This is a genomic window from Exiguobacterium sp. RM11 (assembly GCF_059821525.1).
Map to the genome: position 1 here is coordinate 923288 of NZ_CM187558.1, position 22745 is coordinate 946032.

Sequence of the window (22745 nt, forward strand, 5' to 3'; positions counted from 1 at the left end):
TTTTGTTGCACCAAAAAAACCGAACCATGTAAAGGTTCGGTTGATCGCGTATCTTACAAATCGTCGAAACCGTTCGCGTCTGTCACTTTCGCATACGAACGCGATTTTTGTTCGAAGAAATCAGATTTTGTTGCGTTGAGCGAATCGTCTGAGTATGCACGGATCCAAGGCATGACATCTTCGTCATATCCTTCGTACAAGTCGTTCAGACCGATTACACGTAAACGTTTGTTTGCCAAGTATTTGACGTAGTCACGCATCTCACTGACGTCGAGTCCATCGAGATCGCGAAGGACGTATTCACACCACTCAATCTCAAGGTCGACGGCTTCTGCCATCGTATCGTATACGAATTGGCTGAACTGTCCGTCCGCATCAATCTTTGGATTTTCAGTCAATACGGCACGGAGCAACTGGCTGATGAAGTAAGAATGTTGCATCTCGTCACGCTGGATATAACTGATCATCGTTGACGTCCCGACCATTTTTTGATGACGGGCCAAGTTATAGAAGTAGGCGAAGCCAGAATAGAAGTTGATGCCTTCCAAAATGACCGAGGCCACAAGTGATTTTGCGAAATTCTCTGCGTTTGGCGTATCGCGGAACTCTTCATATAAGTCCAGGATGAATTGGTTACGTTTCATGACCATCTCGTCATCTTTCGCAATATCAAAAATACGATTTTGTTCAGCGAGTGGGACAAGGCTTGATAAAACGTAACTGTACGATTGATTGTGTACGACTTCCTGTTGCGCGATGACGGCAAGTACGGCGTGCACGGATGAGTCTGACGAGAACATCGACGACTCGAGGATGTATCGTGTCTGGACAGAGTCGAGAATCGATAATAGTCCGATGATCCGTTTGAACGCGTCTTGTTCACGTTCCGTTAGTTGCGGCCACTGTTGCATGTCTTTCGACATCGAAATCTCATCTGGGATCCAAAAGTTTGAAAGCAACTGCTTATAAATCGTATAAAACTGAGGATATGCGATATCGTTCCAGTTCACGATTGAGCTTGTTTCGCCACCGATGATGGCGGTTGCCCGGTTAGGATGTTTGGGCGACAATAATTTGATTTTCTGAATCGACATGGTGCATGACTCCTTCTTCTACATTCTGAGCCATCCGTTCTGCCCAGTGCTGGACGTTGAACGGTTGGTTGCGAGGCGACTGCTCGATTTTAAGCAGTTCACCGGCTAGTGGGATTCCGTATTTTGAAAGGTGGTACGCCATCTCATCGACCGCTCGACAGAAATGAACAAACATTTTGTCACCCGTTCCGAATACTGCTGCCTGACGAATCGGTACATTCAATTCTTTTAGCACGAGACGGAACGTGTCCTTCATTTCATCCGGCAAGATGCCATCTGCCCATGTGTAAGACCCGAAATAGACGAGGTCACACGATGCGAGAGACTGGGCTTCCCGATATCCGACCCGATCCGCGTCGTAGCGGACAACGTGGTCACCACGATGATGGTGGGTCGACTCGATGAGCGTCGCCACTTCTTCTGTGTTTCCGCTCATCGAATGACAAATGATTGCAATGTTCATGTCGTTAACCACCTTTCACTAAAAACGGACTAATGATGAATCAAACAAGTTATGAGGCACAAGACTCACATTCATCTACTTCAACGGTCGTTGAACGTGTGTAATAAATCGATTTCATACCGAGAGACCAAGCTTCTAAGTGCATCGCGAGAAGCTCTGTCGCTTTCACATCGTTCTTCACATACAAGTTGAAGCTGATTGCTTGGTCGATGTGACGTTGGCGCGATGCGTTTTGACGGATGCTCCATAGTTGATCGACTTCGAATGCTGATTTATAGAACCAGTTCGTCTCAGGTGTCAAATCTGGCACCGTGACTGGAATCTTATAGTTCTTCTTCTCTTCTGAGTAGACTTTTTTATAGACCGGGTCAATCGAAGCGGTACTACCCGCGATGATAGCAGTCGACGAGTTCGGTGCAACAGCCATCATATAGGCGTTACGAACACCGTTTTGGTGGACGGCTTCTGCGAGACCATCCCAATCCAACTCGTCGTGCGAGCGATAGTTCCGGCGCTTGAAGTATTCACCTGTATGCCATTCCGATCCTTCGAAGACGCCGAACGCGCCTTTCTCCTTCGCGAGCTCCATCGAAGCTTGGATCGTGAGGTAGGCAATCTTCTCGTAGAGTTTCTCCGCGTATTGAACGGCGTCGACCGATTCCCAGCGGATTCCTTCGAGGGCGAGTAGATGATGCCATCCGAACGTGCCGAGACCGACCGCGCGATACTTCTGGTTCGTAATCATCGCTTGTGGCACTTCAATGGTGTTCAAGTCAATGACGTTGTCGAGCATACGCATTTGAATCGGGATCAGGCGTTCGAGCACGTCTGCTTTCACCGCACGGGCGAGTGCAATTGAGCTCAAGTTACAGACGACGAAATCACCTGGTGTTTTCGTGATGACGATTTTTCCGTCTTGTGTGTACTCTTCTTCAATCGTCGTTGCTGACATGTTTTGTGCAATCTCTGAACAGAGGTTCGAGCTATAAATCATACCGGCGTGTTTGTTTGGGTTTGCCCGGTTCACGGCGTCACGGAAGAACATGTACGGAGTACCCGTCTCAAGCTGTGAACGCATGTAACGTTTCACAAGGTCGATGGCAGGTACGGTCACGCGTGATAGCTCTGGCGTATTGACGCACTCCATGTATTTCTCAGTGAAGCTACCGCCGTTCTCTGTCTCGTCAAAGTAGTCCTCGAGGCTGTATCCCATCACCGTGCGAATCTCATGCGGGTCGAATAGGTGCCATTCACCGCGCGCCTCGACCGTACGCATGAAGAGGTCCGGTAAACAGACTCCCGTGAACAAGTCGTGCGTCCGAAGACGCTCATCCCCGTTGTTCAACTTCGCATCTAAGAATTCGAAGATGTCTTTATGCCAGATGTCTAGATACACAGCAATCGAACCTTGGCGCATGCCGAGTTGGTCTACGGAAACGGCCGTGTTGTTCAATTGTTTCATCCAAGGAAGGGCACCGCTCGAGACGCCTTTGAATCCTTTGATGTCACTTCCGCGTGAGCGGATTTTACCGAGATAGACACCGATTCCGCCACCGCCTTTTGAAAGGGTCGCCACGTCGGTGTTAGAGTCGTAAATGCCGCGAAGCGAGTCGTCGACTGTATCGATGAAGCAAGAGCTGAGCTGACCGTATGACTTACCAGCGTTCGATAACGTCGGTGTCGCGACGGTCATATAAAGGTTTGAAAGTGCCCAGTACGCCTCTTCGACGAGTTTGAGGCGTGTTTTTTCATCCTCTTTTTGCATGAGGGTCATCGCGATGACCATGAAGCGCTCTTGCGGAAGCTCGTATAAATTCTTCACATGATCGCGACCGAGGTAACGGTCCGATAACGTGCGAAGACCGATATAGGTGAAGAGACGGTCGCGAGACGGGTCAATCAATGTCTCCAGGTGGTCCATATCTTCTTTTGAATACGTATCCATCAATGCTGAAGTGAAAATGCGTTTTGATGTCAACGTCTCGATCAAGTGATGGAAGTTGCCATAGCGCATTGATGCATCATAGCCACGATTGCGTGCCGCCTCGAGATAGAGACGGTTCAGATACATCTCGGTCGCCACGAACGTCCAGTCCGGTTCTTCGGCTTTCAACATATCGAGCGCGTGCATCGTCAATAAGTCATATACTACATCTTGTGTCAGCGTCTTCGTCTCGAGCGCTCGAATCGCGCGTTCCTCGTAACGCTGTACACTTAAATGAGGATACCGTGTTTGGATAGATTGAATAAGAGAAGAAACATCAGCAAGCGTTGGTGCCGCTGGTAGCATCGTCTCGTGGTGGATAGGGGATGTCAAAATCGATCACTCCTTTAATAGATGTAGACGTTATGAAAGTATAATAAGAACTTCCTAACCTGTCACAATAATGTGTCAACGACCAAAATAGCTGTTAACTATATATTGACACATTTTTATCTTTTTAATCATAAAACACCTATATTTAGTTTTTCAATCCTTGACATTCTTGAATGTGCAGGGCGATGTTTTGCTTTTGTTCGAAAAGGGCTTCATGACCCAATTTGAGACAGAGAAATGAGATAAAAAATTTTTATGAATTCTAATTGCACAGTTCTTCACAGAAAAATGAATTCGATTTCATCTTCGAAGAAGGGGTGTTTGAACCTCTATGTAGGCACGAATGTATTGTATTTGACGTTGATCATCAGAATACCTGCATGAATCGATCAATACTAGATATAGTATTTCGTCAAATCGTGACGAATGAATCCATTTGTCAAGGCTGGTATCCGAACAAAAAGTAAGGTAGATTGATGAGGTAGGACATGGATTTCAACGAAAAGAAGGGTTTAACAAGTGCGTACAGAAGACTTATTATTAACATGGGACCCGCTCGGTTATGGAACAGGTTCATACGGACCAGAGTTCTATGAGGTGATGTTGGCATTAACCTATGTCGAATCTTCAGAACAATTGACCGATGTGATTCGCCGTACGCTTCTTGAAGCGTTCGATGAGTGTCCCCCTGAAGAAGAAATCATAAAGATGGCGCAGCAACTATTCGCGTCGTCATCTTGCAAACTATAAGGAGGAAGAATTAATGTTACGAATTGATCCAACACCAAACCCGAATGCTATGAAAGTCACACTTCCAGAAAACGTATTCGGCGCAAAAAGCCAAAGTGTGAAAGCAGGAGAAGCGACAGATCAGCCGCTCCTTGCGAAACTTGTCGAGATTGAAGGTGTCGAGAGTGTATTCGCATACGGCGACTTCGTAACCGTTTCAAAAGAGAATGGCGTGAGTTGGGAAGCAATCCTTCCACACGTTGAGACGGCATATCGCGGATGAACCCGACTGTCTCAATAGTCATTCCAGCGTATAAGCGCGAAACGGAATTGACGGAGCTGCTTGAAAGCTTAACGGTCCAAACGTTTCAGCAGTTCGAAGTCTTGGTCATGAATAATGAAGGGCCGCCAAAACAGCATATTTTGGCGCCTTTTTTGAATCAATTGGATGTGCGTGTCATTGAAGTCGGGGAGAACCATCACGTCCGTGCGCGGAATCGTGGCGTACTCGAAGCGAAAGGGGACGTCATCTTACTGTTAGACGATGATGATTTGCTCATGCCGACTCACATCGAAGATGGACTACGCGATTTACAAGAAGCGGACTTCGTCTATGCGGATGCCGAGCTATTCCGTTTTACATGGGAAGGCGGTCGTCGGGTAGTGACGGACTGGGAACCGTTCGCATATGACTTCGACCGTGAGCGGATGCGAAAGGACTCGACGTTCATCCCGTCCGGTACGATGTATCGCAAATCAATCCATGACACAATCGGTCTCTTCGATGAAGATGTCTATAATTATTGGGACTGGGATTTTTTCTTGAGGGTCATGGAGACGTTCACCGTGTCCCATCCCGCTCGAGCAACGGTTCTCTACGCATTCAATGGGACAGACAACTTATCAGCGAAACAAGACGAAACGAGACGTCGTTACTTTGACCGCTTTTGTCAGAAGCATGGGCTGACAGACATGGGGATGAAGAATTTCCATATGGTCCAAGAGGAACGACGTCCATATGTGAGGCAGACAGAGAGAACGTTCACAGGCGTGTTACCTGGTCGGACGGAAGGAGAATAAGTATGTATTCATCAAAAGAACTTGAACTATTAGAGTTGTTAGAGGAAAAGGGCTATCTGGAGACGAAGATGTTGGCTGATTTGTTGGCGCTTGATGAAGAGACGATTGAGTCGATGCTCGAGAAGTTCAAACAAGACGGCATTTTGCTTGGTTTTCGGGCGATGGTCAATTGGCAAAAAATCAACCGTCATGATGTCACGGCGTTTATCGATGTCAAAGTTGCGCCGAAACGAGGACGTGGATTTGATGATGTGGCCGAGCGTATTTATCGCTTCCCGGAAGTGACGGCCCTTTATTTGATGTCAGGTGCCTACGATCTCCAAGTCGTCATTCAAGCGAGCTCGCTCCAGGACGTGGCCTCGTTCGTCTCTGACAAGTTGTCACCGCTTGACTCGGTCTTGTCGACGACGACACATTTTAAATTGAAGACGTACAAGCACGACGGGATTTTGTTCACCCCACAAACTGAAGACAAGCGGTTGAACATCACGCCATGAAGTCATTATCCAATCAAGTTGTCTCGATGAAACCATCAGGCATCCGCCGATTCTTTGATTTGGCGCAGACGATGGAAAATGTGGTCTCTCTCGGGGTGGGAGAACCGGATTTCATCACGCCTTGGAACGTTCGGGAAGCGAGTTATGTTGCACTCGAACAAGGATATACGGCGTATAGTGCCAATGCAGGACTCATCGAATTACGAGAAGAGATTGCTACTTATATGAAAGAACGATTTTCAGTCAAATACGATCCGGCATCGGAATTGATTGTGACGACAGGTGCCTCACAGGCGCTCGATATCGCATTCCGTGCCCTCCTGAACCCAGGAGATGAAGTCATCGTCGTCGAACCAGCCTTCGTATCTTACGGACCACTCATCGAGATGGCGGGTGGGAAAGTTGTTCCTGTCGCCTGTCGTCCGGAAAAGGGTTTTCGCCTCGACCGCGATGATGTCGAGCGCGTCATCACTGAGCGGACGAAGGCGATTCTCCTCTGCTTCCCGTCCAACCCGACGGGAGCGACGATGAACGCCGACGAGCTCGCGCAAATGGCAGAACTCGCGACCAAGTATGACCTTTGGGTGGTCAGTGACGAGATTTATGCAGAACTTTGCTATGACGAGCCGTTCACGAGTTTCGCGACACTTCACGATATGCGGGACCGGACAATCATCATCAATGGTTTCTCGAAAGCGTTTGCGATGACAGGATGGCGTCTCGGGTTTACATGCGCCCCTGAAGTCGTGACCCGGGAAATGTTGAAGGTCCATCAATACGGAATGATGTGTGCACCGACGCTCGTTCAATTCGGCGGACTCGAGGCACTTCGTTCACGTCATCAACACGTACCGAACATGGTGAAGAGCTATCGTCAACGTCGGAACTATTTCATCCAGGCATTGAATGAGGCAGGTCTCCCGACACACGTGCCAGGTGGGGCTTTCTATGCTTTCCCGTCGATTCGACACACGGGGTTGACGAGTGAAGAGTTCGCGGAACGTCTCTTGCTTGAAGAACGGGTCGCCGTCGTCCCGGGGAATGCCTTCGGTGAGAGTGGGGAAGGGTTCGTGCGAGCGAGCTATGCGACGTCGCTCGAACAGTTACAAGAAGCGATTCGACGCATCCATCGATTTATGCAGCAATTTGAAGTCACAGCGGTCAAGGACTCTCAATCGTGAGAGTCTTTTGCCGTTTTAGCGATATAATGAAAGGGAAAAGACGGGCGAGGTGAAGAAAATGAAACAAGTTGACTTTGTTGCAATCGGATGTGGTCCTTATAATCTTGGATTAATGGCTCTCGCGAAAAAAACATCACTACGCGGGATTTGCTTTGAAAAGCGGAAGGAAATGATGTGGCATGAAGGGATGCTCATCGAAGGGATGACGATGCAAACACATTACTTACAAGATCTCGTCACGCTCGCGGATCCGACGAACCCATCGAGTTTCTTGAACTACTTGAGTGAGACGGGGCGTCTCCAGACGTTCATCACGCAAGAACAGGATAAGATTCCTCGGACGGAATACAATCGATATTTGCGTTGGGTCGCCGAACAGCTGTCGACCATCCACTTCAATCATGAGGTGACGGATGTGTTGGTCGAGGAAAATGGTTTTCTCGTGACGGTCGAATCAAACGGTGAAACGACTCAAGTTCAAGCTAAACATGTTGTTCTTGGAACTGGGGCAGAACCGTTTGTGCCAGACGGTTTTGAACAAGTGATCCATACGAGCGAGTATTTGACCTATCGGGACGTCCTTCGAGATCGTTATCGCGTCGCGGTCGTCGGGAGTGGACAGAGTGCGGCAGAAGTGTTTCTTGATCTGTTTCGTGAAGCGACGGATGAACAACGTGTCGACTGGATTACACGTTCCGATCATTTCGAGTCACTAGAAGCAGGAAAGCTCGGGGACGAGATTTTTAGTGTGGACTATGTCGAATATTTTCATGGTTTGTCTTACGAAGCACGTCAACAATTGCTTCAGTCATTTGAACGTTTCCGCCATGGCGTCAACCCTGAGACGATGACGGCGATTTATGAGGCGCTCTATCACCGGACTGCAGAAGGTGAGCCGAAGCGAGCAGAGATGCTGACGCAAGTCGAGGTGGAATCCATTTCCTATGACTGGTTGACGCATCGTTTGAAGGGGACGCAGCGCTATACAGGAGAAGTGATTGAGAAAGAGTACGACCTCGTCGTTGTGGCGACAGGCTATCGCCCGGTAATCCCGTCTTGGGTCGCTAAGCTTCCGGTAGTATGGGAAGAAGAGGGAGAATGGGCAGTGCATGACACATATGAAGTGATGATGAGCGAGTCGTTAGGTGGGAAGTTGTTCACACATACGAACTTGGAGCATTCCCATGGTCCCGCAGCAACGAATCTAGGGATGGCCGTCTATCGAAATGCGGTGATGTTGAACGAAATGGTTGGAGAAACGATCTATCCGATTCGCCATCAAAAGCCGTTCACGACGTTTTGAACAAAAAAAGGGCTAGGCGAGTCGCCTAGCGGAATCAGGGGGGAATACTTGAAGTCTTGCTTGATTTGTATTTACCCCGCGCTTCGACTTTAAAACATAACAACACGTCAAAAATAATCTTTTTTACTAATTTGTACACTTTATCGAAAAAAGTATGTTATAGTAAGTTGATGAATTTAGCATAGGAGTTGTTTGTAATGGCAAAATACGAAAAAGATCAAGTATTAACAGGTAAAGTAACAGGAATTCAACCTTTCGGTGCTTTCGTAGCACTCGATGACGAGACTCAAGGTCTTGTACACATTTCAGAAATCTCACACGACTACGTAAAAGACGTAAACGATTACGTTCAAGTTGGTCAAGAAGTTGAAGTGAAAATCCTTGAAGTGGACGAAGCTTCTAAAAAGATCAAGCTTTCAATGAAAGCAACTCAAGAAGCTCCAAAACGCGAGAAGTCTGCGAAGCCAGCTCGTCGTGCGCCACGCCGCAACGAAGCATCTTCAAACTTCAAGCAAGAAGAAGCTCCAGGATTCACAGTCCTCAAAGACAAACTTGAAGACTGGATCAAAAACACAAACTTCAAGAAGTAAGTGTTCCAAGGTGACCCGTTCTAAACAGGTCACCTTTTTTGTGTTTTACAGGAATCGATGGGGCCTATGACGAAACTGTAATTCGAATAGGGGGAGATTAGATGAAGATTGGCATCATTGGAACGGGCGGGATTGCGACGAGTGCTCACATTCCGAATTATGTAAAAGCAGGGGTGGATGTGGTAGCGGTCATGAATCGGACACGGGCTAACGGTGAACGTGTCGCACGACAGTTTAACATTCCGAACGTCTATGAAACGGTCGAAGAGATGCTCACGCACGAACAGCTCGATGCGGTCAGCATCTGTACGCCGAACGCCTTACATAAAGAGCAAGTGCTTCTTGCACTAGAAGCAGGATGCCATGTGCTCTGTGAGAAGCCTCCGGGCATATCGGAAGATGAAGCGGTGGAGATGTTAGAAGCAGCGAAACGAGCGGGAAAGACGCTCCATTATGGATTTCATTATCGGCATCGTGCCGACACGGTTCTCTTGAAACGGATGATTGACGCAGGAGAGATGGGGGACATCTATGCGGCAACGGCACTTGCCCTTCGCCGACGAGGCATTCCTGGATGGGGCGTGTTCACGGACAAAGAGCTTCAGGGTGGAGGGGCACTACTCGATATCGGCGTCCATATGTTAGATCTCGCGCTTCACTTGATGGGTTATCCGGAACCGAAAGAGATTGTCGGTCATGTCGGGCAATATTTAGGGAATCGTCCGGGTGTGGGCTTGATGGGCAAATGGGACCATGAATCTCTGTCTGTCGAAGACACGGCGAGAGCGATGATCACCTTCGATACGGGAGCTTCTTTGTTGCTCGACGTCAGTTACATGGCCAATGTCGAAGCAGAAGATGCGATGCGTGTCGAGTGCCGGGGAACGAACGCCGGGGCAAGTCTATTCCCGCTCACGCTCCATACTGAAAAACATGGGGCGTTGTTTGACGAACGACCTGCCTATTTGACGGAGCATGATCCGTATGAACGTCAAATTCAGCTGTTTCTCGAAGCGTGCCGAAAGGAACCGAACTATCGGCAAGCAGAGGAAGCCGTCATACTCCATCGCATCATCGATCGCATTTACGCATAAGCACGATACTTTTCATTCTTTGAAAACAGGGTATATAGTGTAGGTGTTACATATTTCTACGAGGAGGATGAATCATGCACAACTTTGAATACAAAAACCCGACGAAATTGATCTTCGGTACACATCAGGTCGAAACATTATCGAAAGAACTTGGCGCGCTCGACGCGAAGAAAGTGATGCTCGTCTATGGTGGCGGAAGCATCAAAAAGAACGGAACGTACGATGAAGTCGTGGCTGAGCTTGAAAAGGCAGGCATCTCATACGTAGACTTCTCTGGCGTCGAACCGAACCCGCGTATTGAGACAGTACGTCGTGCGGTCAAATTTGCACGTGAAGAAAACATCGATGCGTTGCTCGCAGTCGGCGGAGGTTCCGTCATCGACTGTACGAAACTCATTTCAGCAGCGATTCCTTATGAAGGGGATGCATGGGACATCGTGCTCCGCGAACATATCCCGACAGAGGCGGTACCATTTGGGACGGTCCTCACACTCGCGGCAACAGGATCAGAAATGAACTCAGGATCGGTCATCACGAACTGGGAGACACAAGAGAAGTTCGGTTGGGGTCACCCACTCGTCTTCCCAACATTCTCAATCCTTGACCCACGTTATACAGTCTCGGTTCCAAAAGACCAGACGATTTACGGTATTGTCGACATGATGAGCCACTGTTTCGAACAATACTTCCACCCGAACCATGCGCCGGTACAGGAACGCATGACAGAAGGTGTCTTGAAAGCAGTCGTTGAATCGGCACCGAAACTCGTGAACGATTTGGAAAACGTCGATTTACGTGCCATCATCTTGTTCTCAGGTACGATGGCGTTGAACGGCGTCCTTCAAATGGGTGCTTCTGGTGACTGGGCATCGCACAACATCGAGCACGCTGTATCGGCTGTCCACGATATCCCGCACGCTGGTGGTCTCGCGATTCTCTTCCCACGTTGGATGGAGCACGTATTGGATGAAGACAACGCGGCACGTTTCGCCCGACTCGGTACGGAAGTATTCGATGTGGAACCAGGTGAAAACGACTTGGAGACTGGGAAACGTACAATCGAAGCGATTCGTGCATTCTTCGACCAGCTCGGTGCACCAAACTCACTCCGTGACTACGATATCGATGAGTCGACATTCGATGCGATTCTCGATTCTGCGATGAAACGTGGCGCATTCGGTCGTTTCCGTACACTCGAACGTGAAGATGTCGCGCATATCCTCGAACTCAGCAAATAAGGCAATTTATTGCCTATTTTGCAATAATGATTGAACGAATCTAGCGTTTCCGTTTATGATGGGTCATGTATGGCTCTTTTACGAGCGATTTAAAGGAGGAAATGACATGTCAACTGTACGTTTCGATTATTCAAACGCGCTCTCATTCGTAGGGAAGCACGAAATCGACCAAATGCAAGAAACGGTAAAAACCCTTCACTCGGTGATTCACGAGCGGAGCGGTGCCGGAAGTGATTTTCTTGGGTGGGTCGATCTTCCGACCGAATACGATCAAGATGAGTTCGCACGAATCAAAGCTGCGGCGGAACGAATTCGCGAGAATTCAGACGTTCTCGTCGTCGTCGGAATCGGAGGATCTTACCTCGGTGCCCGTGCAGCGATCGAAATGCTTCAACATTCGTTCTTCAACGTATTGTCAAAAGAAGAGCGCAAGGCACCACAAGTATTCTATGCGGGCCACAATATCTCTTCAACGTATATGAGAGAGTTGCTTCAAGTACTTGAAGGCAAAGAGGTCTCAATCAACGTCATCTCGAAATCAGGAACGACGACAGAACCTGCGATTGCATTCCGTGTCCTCAAGCAGTTCATGGAAGACAAGTACGGTCAAGATGGAGCGCGTGAGCGGATCTATGCAACGACAGACCGTGCCCGTGGTGCACTCAAGACACTTGCGGACGCAGAAGGATACGAGACGTTCGTGATTCCAGATGATGTCGGTGGACGTTTCTCGGTCCTCACGCCAGTCGGACTTCTTCCAATTGCCGCTGCAGGAATTGATATCGATGCATTGATGGAAGGTGCACGTGACGCGCAAAACGCTTACAGCTCACCAGAATTGGCTGAAAACGAAGCGTATCAGTATGCAGTCGTACGTAACGCCCTTTACGCGAAAGGCAAATCGATTGAGATGCTCGTCAACTATGAGCCAGCTCTTCACTACGTGTCAGAATGGTGGAAACAACTTTACGGTGAGTCAGAAGGAAAAGACAACAAAGGGATCTTCCCAGCGGCTGTTGACTTCTCGACGGATCTCCACTCGATGGGGCAATACATCCAAGAAGGTCGTCGTGACTTGTTCGAGACGGTCATTCGTGTGAAAGAAGTCCGTCACTCGATGAACGTCCCAGAAGACGCTCAAGATTTGGACGGTTTGAACTTCCTCGCAGGCGAAACGATTCAGTTCGTGAACGACAAAGCGACAGAAGGAACACTTCTCGCACACACTGACGGCGATGTACCGAACTTGGTCGTCGAATTGCCAGAGATGACCCCTTATCACCTCGGCTACTTGTTCTACTTCTTCGAAAAAGCATGTGCGATGAGCGGATACATCCTCGGGGTGAACCCGTTCAACCAGCCAGGCGTCGAAGCTTACAAAGCGAACATGTTCGCGTTACTCGGTAAACCAGGGTATGAAGAACAAAAAGCAGAGCTCGAAAAACGTTTGAATCAATAAGAAAACGAATCGGTCCGCGCGTCGGACCGATTTTTTTGTTTGAAACTGGGTGAAGACAAGGTAAAGTGAGAGTAGACAGGGGAAAGAAAGGGATGGACTATGAAGACATTCAAGGATTACTATCATAATCAAGTCGAGTTAAGCTTCACCCATTATCCGTTCTCAGACACGCCGCTCCACGTCTGGGTCGTCGCCCGATATGAAGACAAGTGGGTATTGACGAAGCATAAACAGCGAGGACTCGAGTTTCCAGGAGGGAAAGTCGAGCCAGGAGAACACGAGGACGATGCCGCTATCCGGGAAGTGTACGAAGAGACCGGTGGAGTCGTCAAAACGTTGCGCTATTTGGGACAGTACCGTGTGTTAGGTAGAGGTGATACGGTCATCAAAAACATTTATTATGCGGAGATTGAGCGATTCGAGGATCATCCTGCCATTGACGAGACAGATGGGGCTGTCCTGATCGATGCCTTGCCGGATAACTTATTGCGCAATCCACGCTACAGCTTCATGATGAAAGACCGTGTCCTACCAGAAACGATGAGGGTTCTCTATGATCAAAAACTGGTTTGACCGAATCGATGTGTTACCACCTTATGCGGGTTACCGAGTGACACGAGGATGGTACACGACGACAGATGGGGAAGAGGTCGTGGCGTATTCGATTGAGCCGAAACGATCAAACGGCCAAGTGTTGATGTACTTACGAGGAGGAACGGCGCGAATCGGGGATGTTCGTTTACCACGTCTCATGCAATTTGCATCGCGGGGCTTTCACGTCGTCGCCCCGGTCTATCGTGGCAATCACGGCGGGACTGGAAAAGAGGACTTCGGTGGAGAAGACTTAGAGGATGTGCTCTCGCTATTCGACCGTGTCCACATGAGCGGACGACCGGTCCACGTTCTCGGCTTTTCAAGAGGGGGCATGATGGCCCTCTCGCTCGCTTCCGAACGACCGGTCACGACGGTTACATCATGGGCTGGCGTGACAAACCTCGAGTGGACGTATGAGGAACAGCGTTCGATGCGGAAAATGTTACGTCGGATGACGGGTGGAGACCCCGAGTCTGCAGAATCTGCGTATGTCGACCGTTCGCCGCTTTACAAGGAATGGGTCGCCCCGACACTCCTCATTCACGGCACGGACGATGAACAAGTTCGCTTACGTCATGCAACGGCCGTCGCCGAGAAATTAGGAAAGCAGGCAGAGTTTTGGGTTCTCCCGTTCGGTCACCAGCTCCCGTTTTGGGATAAATGGGAGACAACTGAACAGGCGATGGATTGGATGTTGCGACAAGAAAAAGCACTGACTCGATGAGTCAGTGCTTTTTGTGTTAGATGACGAGTGGTCCGGCTGCGATGACGGACTCACTTGCTTTCGTGAAGCGAGTGAAGTTTTCTTTAAATTTCATGGCGAGTGCTTTTGCTTCGACATCGTAACGAGCTGGGTCGCTCCACGTATCTCGCGGATTGAGCACGTCGCTCGGTACACCATCGATGGCTACAGGAATCTCGACATTGAAAATGTCATGTTTCATCGTCTCCACATCACGGAGCTGGCCGTTGACGGCGGCATTGACCATCGCACGCGTATAGGCGAGTTTCATACGTGAACCTTCGCCGTATGCTCCACCTGTCCAGCCCGTATTGACGAGGTAGACATCTACATCGTGCTCTTCAATCAATTTACCGAGCATATCCGCATAACGCTCTGGAGCGAGCGGAAGGAACGGTGAACCGAAGCAAGTCGAGAACGTTGCTTGTGGTTCTGTGACACCACGCTCTGTACCAGCAAGCTTAGACGTATAACCAGACAAGAAGTGATACATCGCCTGTTCTTTCGTCAGTTTGCTGATCGGTGGCAAGACACCATACGCATCGGCCGTCAAGAAGACGATCGTATTTGGATGACCGGCACGTGATGGGAGCATCGCGTTGTCGATGAATTCGATCGGATATGCCGCACGCGTATTTTCAGTCAAGGAGATGTTCTTGTAGTCCGGCGTACGATCTTCATTCAATACGACGTTTTCAATCAATGAACCGAAACGGATTGCATCATAGATTTGTGGTTCGTTCTCACGCGAAAGGTTAATCGTCTTCGCGTAGCAACCGCCTTCAATGTTGAAGACCCCATCCGGTGACCATCCATGCTCATCGTCTCCGATTAAGTGGCGCTGTGGATCAGCTGAAAGTGTCGTCTTCCCAGTTCCCGACAATCCGAAGAAGAGTGCCGTTTCATTTGCATCGTTGACGTTTGCCGAACAGTGCATCGATAAGACGTTTTGTTCAGGTAACAAGAAATTCATGACGGAGAAGATTGATTTTTTAATTTCGCCACCGTACTCTGTTCCCCCGATCAGAATGGTGCGCTTAGCGAATGAAACGAGAATGAACGTCTCTGAGTTCGTGCCATCCACTGCAGGGTCGGCTTTATAACTCGGTGCATAAATTACAGTGAACGGGTCGAACGCACCTTTCGTTGGCCATTCGCGTAAAAACAGTTGTTTTGCGAATAGACTATGCCATGCATATTCCGTAATGGCACGGACCGGTAACGTATAGTGCTCATCGGCACCAGCAGACGCTTCGAGGTAATAAAGTTTGTCTTTCTTTTCTAAATGGTTCAGTACTTTGTCGAGAAGTGCTGAAAACTTCTCTTCCGCGATCGGTTGGTTCACTTTTCCCCAATCGACAAGGTTGTTGCTGACTTCATCTTGGACGACGAATTTGTCTTTCGGTGACCGTCCGGTAAAAGCACCGGTGCTGACAGATAAAGCCCCGTCTTTTGTCAGTACACCTTCCCCATTTTGGATGGCTTCTTCCACCAGTTCTGGAACCGTCAAGTTCCGTTTCATGTCGGCACCATTAATTAATTCTTCGATTTTCAGGAGCGTTGTCGCCATCCTGAATCCCACCTTTCCCCTAAATAGATGTGGATGAAATCCGCATACTTCCGCGATTACGATTAATCAGTATGACATTTTTAATTATATGTGACACACTAATTAAACACAAGCGTTTCTTCTCTCTGAGTAAGCGCTTTCTTACAAAGACAGTTTATCACATTCTCTTATCACAAGGTGTTAAAAAACAGAAACGAATTAAAAAAATGTTTGACGATTCACAAACAGAAATGTTTTGCAAGTCAGTGAAAACTTTAACGAATTCGTTCGATTCCCTTGACATAATCGAGCGTCATTTATATGATGGTTTTCGTAACGGATACTCTTATTCTGAGCGGTGGAGGGAACAAGGCCCTACGAAGCCCAGCAACCGTCCGACATGAAGTCTTGTGCGGAAAAGGTGCTATCCTGAAGCGAAGCCATTAGCTTCGAACGATAAGAGGGTAAGGAAGAACGATTCAACCTTTCCCCATGTATGTCATCGGGGGAGGTTTTTTTCATTACCGTCCCAAAGCAACGCGTAAGGGGAACGAGTACCGTCCACATATCACCCTTATTATAGGAGGTTTTTTGAATGTCAAAATTGAACCGTCGACTTTTTACTTCAGAGTCGGTTACTGAAGGACATCCAGATAAAATTTGTGATCAGATCTCTGACTCGATTTTGGATGCCATTTTAGCGGAAGACCCGAATGCCCGTGTTGCGGCAGAAACGTCTGTCACAACGGGTCTTGTACTCGTAGCTGGTGAAATCACAACGTCAACTTACGTGGATATCCCGAAAGTTGTCCGTGAAACAATCCGTGAAATCGGATACACACGTGCGAAATATGGTTTCGATGCAGAAACATGTGCAGTCTTGACGTCGATTGACGAGCAATCAGTAGACATCGCGCAAGGTGTTGACCAAGCTCTCGAAGCACGTGAAGGTCAGATGACTGAAGAGGAACTCGATGCAATCGGTGCTGGGGACCAAGGTCTCATGTTCGGATACGCGACAAACGAGACACCTGAACTCATGCCGCTCCCGATCTCATTGGCGCACAAATTATCACGTCGTCTTGCTGAAGTTCGTAAGAACGGTACGCTTGAATACCTCCGTCCGGATGGTAAGACGCAAGTAACGGTTGAGTACGATGAGGACAACAACCCTGTTCGCATCGATACAATCGTCATCTCGACACAACACGCAGAAGAGATCACGCTCGAGCAAATTCAAGAAGACTTGAAAAAGTATGTCATCGAAGCAGTCATCCCGGCTGAACTCATCGATGCTGAAACAAAATACTTCATCAACCCGACTGGTCGCTTCGTAATCGGTGGACCACAAGGAGATGCAGGTCTTACAGGACGTAAAATCATCGTCGATACGTACGGTGGATACGCACGTCACGGCGGTGGCGCATTCTCTGGTAAAGATCCTACAAAAGTTGACCGTTCAGCAGCATACGCAGCTCGTTATGTAGCGAAAAACATCGTTGCAGCAGGACTTGCGGATAAAGCAGAAGTTCAACTCGCTTACGCGATTGGGGTAGCACATCCAGTATCAATCGCTGTCGATACGTTCGGCACTGGTAAATTGAGCGAAACAGAGCTCGTTGAACTCGTTCGTGAGAACTTCGACCTCCGTCCAGCAGGCATCATCAAGATGCTTGACCTTCGCCGTCCAATCTACAAACAAACAGCAGCTTACGGTCACTTCGGTCGTACAGATATCGAACTCCCATGGGAGCAAACAGATAAAGCAGCAGTTCTTGAAGAAGGCGCGAAGCGTTTCGCGTAATCAACAAAAACGACCTTTCCGCGGAAAGGTCGTTTTTTAGGTTCAAGTCGTTGGAGGTGTCTGTTTATGATCATTCGATGACGAATCAGTTGAAGTGTTTTCTTGTCCAAGCGCGGTATCCTTCGCTTCGACGACTTTTTCACCGATGTCTTGTAAATCTGATTTGGCTTCTTGGGCCGTCTCGACGATTTTATTGACGTCTTCTTTGACCGTATCGACTTCACCGACGACTTTTTCATATACGTTTTGAACGTCTGTAGTCACTTCCTGAATCTTGCCAGAAGCGGTCTTCACTTGTTCAATGACTTGAGATGCCTTACCGGCTGGATCTTGTTTGACCTCATTCACGATGCCTCCGACCGAAGATTTTGCATTCGTAAGCGATTGTTTCGTCTGCTCCCGATTCGAAGAGCTAAGTAAGGCGAGGAGACCACCGACGAGGGCACCGAGTAACATCCCGGTCACAACGCTGATTTTTGGACCTCCTGCATCCATTTGGTCAAATTGACGGTTCGGATTCTCTGTTTGTTCGACTTTCGGGTCATGCTCTAATTTTGGTGTCATGTTGTTCCACTCCTTCATGTGATTGGCATTGCTAGTGTTATACCCTAGTCGATTGCGGACATAACGTTTTCTTATGAATCGTCATGAAAAAGAAACGAATGGCAGGATAAAAACGTGACGATAGGGAATGATACAAATAGATTGGCCAAAAGGGGGAAGCTGTCATGAACATGAGGGAAGCAGTTCCAGAAGATGCAGCATTAATTCGAACGATCGCACTTGCGACGATTTCAGAGGATGATTTGAATCGTTTGAAAGCAATGGAGCGCGCTTATCGACAAGAAGAGATTGTTCGAGCGATCAATTCGAGTGAAGAAGCACGAGAGCAATATTTTATCGTCGGCGAGTTCGAAGAAGATGTCATCGGATTTTGTCATGCCATCGATCGCGGTGACATGTGGGAGATGCTTCGACTTTATCTTCATCCTGATTTTCACCGGAACGGATATGGGGCAGCCTTTTTAAACTATCTCCAATCGAAAAAAACACAACCGATGGAAGTGTACGTTGAAAATTCAAATGACCAAGCGATTGCCTTCCTTTTGCATCAATCGTTTAAAGAAGTGAATCGGATCCAAGAAGAGGTATACGACCAACCGATGGAACTCATTCATTTACGATATCATCCGAGCTAAGCCTCCAGACGGATTTTCTTCAAACATCAGTTGCGGCTGATGTTTTTTTGATACAATATACATAGTCCATAAATGAGGTGACGGCAGCATGACATATGAAGAAGCACGAAAAGGGGTCATCGTCATCGTGTACCCGCTACAGTTCACGTCTCGGATTAGTGAGAACTTTATTCGCCGACTCCAAGACGAGTACGAGGTAATTGTCGTCCGTGACCAATCGGTCGGATTGACGGCAGATGACCATAAACAGCTTATTAAGCGAGCGTTACGTGAGGCAGGGGAATACAAACTACCGATCCATGTCGTGGCATTCAGTCTAGGGGCACTTTTCACGAACCGACTCTTGCAAGAGTATGATGTGCCGCTTGGGAGTTTGACGTATATCTCTCCTTTATTTGATTGGCATGCCACTCGTCAAATCGGCGGATTGAAACAAGTCGTCGCGAGTGCTGTCGATCGTTTCCGCCCAGACTTGCCGCTCGGGATGATGACATTCACTGGTGGAGGCGAGGAATCGTCACGCTTCGGTGAGATTACGTATGCGCAATATCGTGAGATTGAAGAAGAGATCGTGGAACATCAAGAAGAGAAGAAGCACTTACCACGACTTCCACTTGCTTGTTTCTATGCACCAGACGATCAATTTGCGGACGTGAAGTTGACGTTAAACGTCTGCCGGAAGATTGGTGGGGATCAAGTGTACATCCGTCGGTTGGAAGGTTTCCCGCATTTTGGATATGAACGTTTGAATACCAAGTTTGCGGAGACATTGATGACGTTTTATGAATTGATTCAAGAATGACAGAAGGCGACTCGAATGAGCCGCCTTTTGCTTATGCGCGTTTTTCAATCGCCACGATGAATGGGGGATGATTGATTTGGTTGATGAAACCGTAGCGGAGGACGCCAGCCTGTTTTTGGTCAAGCGACTCCACGTATTGAAGCACTTCATCCCGTTCGACTTTTCCGCTCTCATGTCCGTGATAAATGACGATGACGATGACGCCACCGACGGTCATGACCTCTAATAATTGAGATAACGCGGCAATCGTCGTATTCCCGTGAGTCGTGATTGATTTATCGCTTCCTGGTAAATAACCTAAATTGAAGACGGCAGCGGAGATGGGGCGCGTCTCGTTCGCGACGACCGCTTGAACCGTGTCGTGACTGTCATGAATGACGGATACCCGTTCATCGAGACCGGATTCCTGTATACGTGCGCGTGTGGACGCGACCGCTTCTGACTGGATATCAAATGCATACACATGACCCGTTTCGCCCACTGCATTCGCCAAAAACAGCGTATCGTGTCCGTTTCCGGCGGTCATGTCGATGGCGACATGTCCTTCTTCAAGGTGGTCATGTAGTAATTGTTTTGCAAACGGTAGTACTCTCATTAATCCCATACATCTCATCCTTCTTTTTTCCTTGGAAAGAATCTCGTCGTTCCAATTCTGCACGGATCTTGTTTAACACCTGCATCTTGTGACGGCTCCAAAACGGACCAATCAATAAGTCAGGTGGGCCGTCTCCTGTCAAACGATGGACGATGACCTCGGGAGGTATACATTCGAGCTGATCGCAGACGAGGGAGACATAGTCATCTTCCTCCATCAAGTCGAGTAGGCCTTTTTCGTATTGACGGGCGAGCGGTGTATGCTTCAAGACGTGAAGTAAATGGATCTTGATTCCTTGTATGTCCATTTTAGCAACTTCTCGGGCTGTGTCGAGCATCATCTCAAGTGTCTCACCGGGTAAACCGTTAATGATATGAACACAGACACGGATGTTGTGGCGTCGAAGTTTTGCAAGACCGCTCAAAAATGTCTCGTAGTCATGTCCACGATTGATTTTTTTCGCCGTCGTGTCATGGATGGTCTGAAGGCCGAGCTCCACCCAAAGCGACGTCCGTTCATTCAATTCTGATAAATAGGCGACGACATCGTCTGGCAAGCAGTCCGGACGTGTCGCAATCGAGAGACCGACGACGCCTTCTTCTTGAAGTGCAGGTTCGTACAACTCACGTAACCGTTCGACCGGCGCGTACGTGTTACTGAATGCTTGGAAATAAGCGATGTAGTTGGCGTTCTTCCACTTTCGGTGAAGACGAGCCTTTACTTCGGCAAATTGAACGGGAATCGGATCGCAAGCATTTCCTGCAAAGTCACCACTCCCGTCGTCTGAACAGAACGTACATCCTCCTTTTGAAACGCGCCCGTCACGGTTTGGGCAGGTGAATCCACCATCGAGCGGGACCTTGAACACCTTTCCTCCATATTCTCGGCGATACGCCTCGTTCAACGTGTGATATCGGTTTTGACCAAATGGATTCATTCAACATCTCTCCTTCTTTGCTCATGCTATCACAAATGAAAAATGACAAAACTTCATAATAAGTAATTTTTCTTGACACTTCTTTGGCATTCGTTTAGGTTTGATAAGGAAATCTTGTCGATTCGGCCATTTGTGCCGATTTTTTTTGATGTGAAAGAGGAATGAAAGGAGGACTTGGTGTGAACAATAAAATGCCAATTTCGGTATGGATTCTAGTCATTGCGATGGCGCTCAATACAACGGCGGCGTCTTTTTTATGGCCATTTAACACACTGTATATTCATGATTTTTTAGGTGAGTCGATGACACTTGCTGGGGTGGCACTTCTTGTGAACTCCGCACTCGCAATCGTCGGAAACTACATCGGAGGGACATTATTCGACCGAATCGGTGGAAAGATGACGCTCATGATTTCTGTCGGTTTGTTGCTTGCGAGCTCACTCGGATTTTTACTGTTCCACGCCACGTTCTTCGGCTATTTGGTGTGGCTCGGTATGATTGGGTTCTCAGGTGGACTCGTCTTTCCGACCGTTTACGCGTTTGCAGGACTCATCTGGCCAGAAGGTGGACGCCGTTCGTTCAACGCGATTTATGTTGCGCAAAACGTAGGTGTCGCACTCGGTACGGCCATGAGTGGTCAAATCGCGCGTTTTAACATCGAGTGGATCTTTTATGCGAACTTCTTCTTGTCGGTCTTATTTGTCGTGGTCCTTTTATTTGGACTTCGTTACTTGAAAAACCCGGCACGTCCTGTCGTTCAATCACAGTTAGAGGCAGCCGCCACGACGCTCTCGAGCGCAACGATGAAGTCGATGTGGTATGTCGCCGTCGGTTACGCCGTGCTTTGGTTCGTTTACGTTCAGTGGCAAGGGACGATCGCCGTTCATTCGAAAGACCTTGGTGTCACGATCAGCCAATATTCACTGCTTTGGACGGTGAACGGGGCGATGATCGTATTTGCACAGCCGTTACTCAACCGTGTCTTGCGACAATTTGAGGACGACTTGAAACGTCAACTGATTATCGGAGCCTCGATTTTCCTCGGTGCTTTCTTGATCGTGCCGTTCGCAGGCGGATTTGGCATGTTCATGGTCGCGATGGTCGTCATGACAATCGGGGAAATGTTCGTCTGGCCAGCAGTCCCGACGATTGCGGCGAAACTTGCCCCTCCTGGTAAGGCGGGACAGTATCAAGGGCTCGTCAATATCGCAGCATCTGTCGGTCGTATGATTGGGCCAACATTGTCTGGATTTGTCTATGACATGTTCGGCATTACTGCGGTCTTCGGTATGCTTCTTCTGCTCGCTACGTTCGCCCTTACTCTATTCGTTATCATGAAAGACATTCGCGTCGCTGAAAAATCAAGTTGACGTTGAATTTCAGAATGGGCTAAAATAGACTACGATGAATAGCAAGCGATGAAGAGGATTAGTAGCGAACGTTCCGTTTCAAAGAGAGTCGATGGTTGGTGTGAATCG

At 48.3% G+C, this 22745-nt stretch carries 23 protein-coding genes, 1 riboswitch and 1 other annotated feature (1 of these 25 cut by a window edge); of the genes, 16 read left to right on the forward strand and 7 right to left on the reverse strand.

Annotated features, from left to right (window positions below):
- Positions 1-53: 53 nt before the first annotated feature.
- The 3 genes from AC5LIL_RS04855 to AC5LIL_RS04865 are packed head-to-tail and all read right to left on the reverse strand — an operon-like array spanning position 54 to position 3847.
- Complete coding sequence (locus tag AC5LIL_RS04855; protein ID WP_074033504.1) at positions 54-1094, reverse strand: ribonucleotide-diphosphate reductase subunit beta; 1041 nt, start codon at positions 1092-1094, stop codon at positions 54-56.
- Positions 1051-1557 carry a flavodoxin domain-containing protein gene (locus tag AC5LIL_RS04860; RefSeq protein ID WP_214693399.1) on the reverse strand — a complete coding sequence of 169 codons (507 nt, stop codon included), beginning with the start codon at positions 1555-1557 and terminating at the stop codon, positions 1051-1053. Before AC5LIL_RS04860 ends, AC5LIL_RS04855 begins: the two co-directional genes overlap by 44 nt.
- A 49-nt stretch (positions 1558-1606) precedes the next feature.
- Positions 1607-3847: a ribonucleoside-diphosphate reductase subunit alpha gene (locus AC5LIL_RS04865; RefSeq protein ID WP_427373265.1), complete on the reverse strand. Its 2241-nt coding sequence runs from the start codon at positions 3845-3847 to the stop codon at positions 1607-1609.
- A gap of 546 nt (positions 3848-4393) precedes the next feature.
- Here AC5LIL_RS04865 and AC5LIL_RS04870 point away from each other — a divergent pair.
- The 12 genes from AC5LIL_RS04870 to AC5LIL_RS04925 all read left to right on the forward strand — a co-directional run bounded on the left by AC5LIL_RS04870 (position 4394) and on the right by AC5LIL_RS04925 (position 14363).
- Complete coding sequence (locus tag AC5LIL_RS04870; protein WP_499825105.1) at positions 4394-4624, forward strand: DUF1871 family protein; 231 nt, start codon at positions 4394-4396, stop codon at positions 4622-4624.
- A 13-nt stretch (positions 4625-4637) separates the two neighbouring features.
- Positions 4638-4886: a NifU N-terminal domain-containing protein gene (locus AC5LIL_RS04875; protein ID WP_012726804.1), complete on the forward strand. Its 249-nt coding sequence runs from the start codon at positions 4638-4640 to the stop codon at positions 4884-4886.
- On the forward strand, positions 4883-5683 hold the full coding sequence (locus tag AC5LIL_RS04880; RefSeq protein ID WP_499825107.1) for a glycosyltransferase family 2 protein: 801 nt from the start codon (positions 4883-4885) through the stop codon (positions 5681-5683). The genes AC5LIL_RS04875 and AC5LIL_RS04880 overlap by 4 nt, the downstream gene beginning before the upstream one ends.
- 2 nt (positions 5684-5685) lie before the next feature.
- Entirely contained in the window at positions 5686-6180 is a 495-nt protein-coding gene (locus AC5LIL_RS04885; protein ID WP_074033499.1) for an Lrp/AsnC family transcriptional regulator, read from the forward strand.
- Positions 6177-7361: an aminotransferase gene (locus tag AC5LIL_RS04890; protein ID WP_499825108.1), complete on the forward strand. Its 1185-nt coding sequence runs from the start codon at positions 6177-6179 to the stop codon at positions 7359-7361. The genes AC5LIL_RS04885 and AC5LIL_RS04890 overlap by 4 nt, the downstream gene beginning before the upstream one ends.
- A gap of 58 nt (positions 7362-7419) precedes the next feature.
- Positions 7420-8664: a lysine N(6)-hydroxylase/L-ornithine N(5)-oxygenase family protein gene (locus AC5LIL_RS04895; RefSeq protein WP_499825110.1), complete on the forward strand. Its 1245-nt coding sequence runs from the start codon at positions 7420-7422 to the stop codon at positions 8662-8664.
- A 197-nt stretch (positions 8665-8861) separates the two neighbouring features.
- Entirely contained in the window at positions 8862-9254 is a 393-nt protein-coding gene (yugI, locus tag AC5LIL_RS04900) for a S1 domain-containing post-transcriptional regulator GSP13 (protein WP_074033496.1), read from the forward strand.
- A gap of 101 nt (positions 9255-9355) precedes the next feature.
- A complete protein-coding gene (locus tag AC5LIL_RS04905; RefSeq protein ID WP_499825111.1) occupies positions 9356-10348 on the forward strand; it encodes a Gfo/Idh/MocA family protein in 993 nt (330 codons plus the stop codon).
- A 74-nt stretch (positions 10349-10422) separates the two neighbouring features.
- On the forward strand, positions 10423-11586 hold the full coding sequence (locus tag AC5LIL_RS04910; RefSeq protein WP_214782085.1) for an iron-containing alcohol dehydrogenase: 1164 nt from the start codon (positions 10423-10425) through the stop codon (positions 11584-11586).
- 106 nt (positions 11587-11692) lie between these two features.
- A complete protein-coding gene (locus AC5LIL_RS04915; RefSeq protein ID WP_074033493.1) occupies positions 11693-13045 on the forward strand; it encodes a glucose-6-phosphate isomerase in 1353 nt (450 codons plus the stop codon).
- Between the two features lie 99 nt (positions 13046-13144).
- On the forward strand, positions 13145-13618 hold the full coding sequence (ytkD, locus tag AC5LIL_RS04920; protein ID WP_074033492.1) for an RNA deprotection pyrophosphohydrolase: 474 nt from the start codon (positions 13145-13147) through the stop codon (positions 13616-13618).
- On the forward strand, positions 13599-14363 hold the full coding sequence (locus AC5LIL_RS04925) for an alpha/beta hydrolase family protein (protein ID WP_214782093.1): 765 nt from the start codon (positions 13599-13601) through the stop codon (positions 14361-14363). Before ytkD ends, AC5LIL_RS04925 begins: the two co-directional genes overlap by 20 nt.
- A gap of 16 nt (positions 14364-14379) precedes the next feature.
- On the opposite strand, the gene pckA is transcribed toward AC5LIL_RS04925, so the two are convergent.
- Positions 14380-15951, reverse strand: coding sequence for a phosphoenolpyruvate carboxykinase (ATP) (gene pckA / locus AC5LIL_RS04930; RefSeq protein ID WP_214782095.1), 1572 nt, complete (start codon positions 15949-15951; stop codon positions 14380-14382).
- A gap of 322 nt (positions 15952-16273) precedes the next feature.
- Positions 16274-16393, forward strand: a riboswitch (SAM riboswitch).
- A 132-nt stretch (positions 16394-16525) separates the two neighbouring features.
- On the opposite strand from pckA, the gene metK reads away from it, so the two are divergent.
- Positions 16526-17734 carry a methionine adenosyltransferase gene (gene metK / locus AC5LIL_RS04935; protein ID WP_214782098.1) on the forward strand — a complete coding sequence of 403 codons (1209 nt, stop codon included), beginning with the start codon at positions 16526-16528 and terminating at the stop codon, positions 17732-17734.
- A gap of 42 nt (positions 17735-17776) precedes the next feature.
- On the opposite strand, the gene AC5LIL_RS04940 is transcribed toward metK, so the two are convergent.
- Positions 17777-18298 carry a hypothetical protein gene (locus tag AC5LIL_RS04940; protein ID WP_214782100.1) on the reverse strand — a complete coding sequence of 174 codons (522 nt, stop codon included), beginning with the start codon at positions 18296-18298 and terminating at the stop codon, positions 17777-17779.
- A gap of 164 nt (positions 18299-18462) precedes the next feature.
- Between AC5LIL_RS04940 and AC5LIL_RS04945 the strand changes: the two genes are divergently transcribed.
- Together AC5LIL_RS04945 and AC5LIL_RS04950 are read left to right on the forward strand one after the other, a co-directional pair.
- Positions 18463-18933, forward strand: coding sequence for a GNAT family N-acetyltransferase (locus AC5LIL_RS04945; RefSeq protein ID WP_214782102.1), 471 nt, complete (start codon positions 18463-18465; stop codon positions 18931-18933).
- Between the two features lie 88 nt (positions 18934-19021).
- A complete protein-coding gene (locus AC5LIL_RS04950; RefSeq protein ID WP_074033486.1) occupies positions 19022-19735 on the forward strand; it encodes an alpha/beta hydrolase in 714 nt (237 codons plus the stop codon).
- Positions 19736-19766: 31 nt separating this feature from the next.
- Here the strand turns inward: AC5LIL_RS04950 and mnmM are convergent, their stop codons facing one another.
- Together mnmM and mnmL are read right to left on the reverse strand one after the other, a co-directional pair.
- Complete coding sequence (mnmM, locus tag AC5LIL_RS04955; protein WP_214782104.1) at positions 19767-20339, reverse strand: tRNA 5-(aminomethyl)-2-thiouridylate-methyltransferase MnmM; 573 nt, start codon at positions 20337-20339, stop codon at positions 19767-19769.
- Complete coding sequence (mnmL, locus tag AC5LIL_RS04960) at positions 20293-21267, reverse strand: tRNA modification radical SAM protein MnmL/YtqA (protein ID WP_214782106.1); 975 nt, start codon at positions 21265-21267, stop codon at positions 20293-20295. Before mnmL ends, mnmM begins: the two co-directional genes overlap by 47 nt.
- Positions 21268-21446: 179 nt before the next feature.
- Between mnmL and AC5LIL_RS04965 the strand changes: the two genes are divergently transcribed.
- Positions 21447-22637: an MDR family MFS transporter gene (locus AC5LIL_RS04965; protein ID WP_353047500.1), complete on the forward strand. Its 1191-nt coding sequence runs from the start codon at positions 21447-21449 to the stop codon at positions 22635-22637.
- Between the two features lie 39 nt (positions 22638-22676).
- Positions 22677-22745 (forward strand) — a binding site (T-box leader) (it continues 147 nt past the right edge of the window).

Coding starts and splice junctions, on each gene's coding strand:
- AC5LIL_RS04855 (WP_074033504.1), bottom strand. CDS start 1,094: ATGTCGATTCAGAAAATCAAATTATTGTCGCCCAAACATCCTAACCGG.
- AC5LIL_RS04860 (WP_214693399.1), bottom strand. CDS start 1,557: ATGAACATTGCAATCATTTGTCATTCGATGAGCGGAAACACAGAAGAA.
- AC5LIL_RS04865 (WP_427373265.1), bottom strand. CDS start 3,847: ATGCTACCAGCGGCACCAACGCTTGCTGATGTTTCTTCTCTTATTCAA.
- AC5LIL_RS04875 (WP_012726804.1), top strand. CDS start 4,638: ATGTTACGAATTGATCCAACACCAAACCCGAATGCTATGAAAGTCACA.
- AC5LIL_RS04880 (WP_499825107.1), top strand. CDS start 4,883: ATGAACCCGACTGTCTCAATAGTCATTCCAGCGTATAAGCGCGAAACG.
- AC5LIL_RS04885 (WP_074033499.1), top strand. CDS start 5,686: ATGTATTCATCAAAAGAACTTGAACTATTAGAGTTGTTAGAGGAAAAG.
- AC5LIL_RS04890 (WP_499825108.1), top strand. CDS start 6,177: ATGAAGTCATTATCCAATCAAGTTGTCTCGATGAAACCATCAGGCATC.
- AC5LIL_RS04895 (WP_499825110.1), top strand. CDS start 7,420: ATGAAACAAGTTGACTTTGTTGCAATCGGATGTGGTCCTTATAATCTT.
- yugI (WP_074033496.1), top strand. CDS start 8,862: ATGGCAAAATACGAAAAAGATCAAGTATTAACAGGTAAAGTAACAGGA.
- AC5LIL_RS04905 (WP_499825111.1), top strand. CDS start 9,356: ATGAAGATTGGCATCATTGGAACGGGCGGGATTGCGACGAGTGCTCAC.
- AC5LIL_RS04910 (WP_214782085.1), top strand. CDS start 10,423: ATGCACAACTTTGAATACAAAAACCCGACGAAATTGATCTTCGGTACA.
- AC5LIL_RS04915 (WP_074033493.1), top strand. CDS start 11,693: ATGTCAACTGTACGTTTCGATTATTCAAACGCGCTCTCATTCGTAGGG.
- ytkD (WP_074033492.1), top strand. CDS start 13,145: ATGAAGACATTCAAGGATTACTATCATAATCAAGTCGAGTTAAGCTTC.
- AC5LIL_RS04925 (WP_214782093.1), top strand. CDS start 13,599: ATGATCAAAAACTGGTTTGACCGAATCGATGTGTTACCACCTTATGCG.
- pckA (WP_214782095.1), bottom strand. CDS start 15,951: ATGGCGACAACGCTCCTGAAAATCGAAGAATTAATTAATGGTGCCGAC.
- metK (WP_214782098.1), top strand. CDS start 16,526: ATGTCAAAATTGAACCGTCGACTTTTTACTTCAGAGTCGGTTACTGAA.
- AC5LIL_RS04940 (WP_214782100.1), bottom strand. CDS start 18,298: ATGACACCAAAATTAGAGCATGACCCGAAAGTCGAACAAACAGAGAAT.
- AC5LIL_RS04945 (WP_214782102.1), top strand. CDS start 18,463: ATGAACATGAGGGAAGCAGTTCCAGAAGATGCAGCATTAATTCGAACG.
- AC5LIL_RS04950 (WP_074033486.1), top strand. CDS start 19,022: ATGACATATGAAGAAGCACGAAAAGGGGTCATCGTCATCGTGTACCCG.
- mnmM (WP_214782104.1), bottom strand. CDS start 20,339: ATGGGATTAATGAGAGTACTACCGTTTGCAAAACAATTACTACATGAC.
- mnmL (WP_214782106.1), bottom strand. CDS start 21,267: ATGAATCCATTTGGTCAAAACCGATATCACACGTTGAACGAGGCGTAT.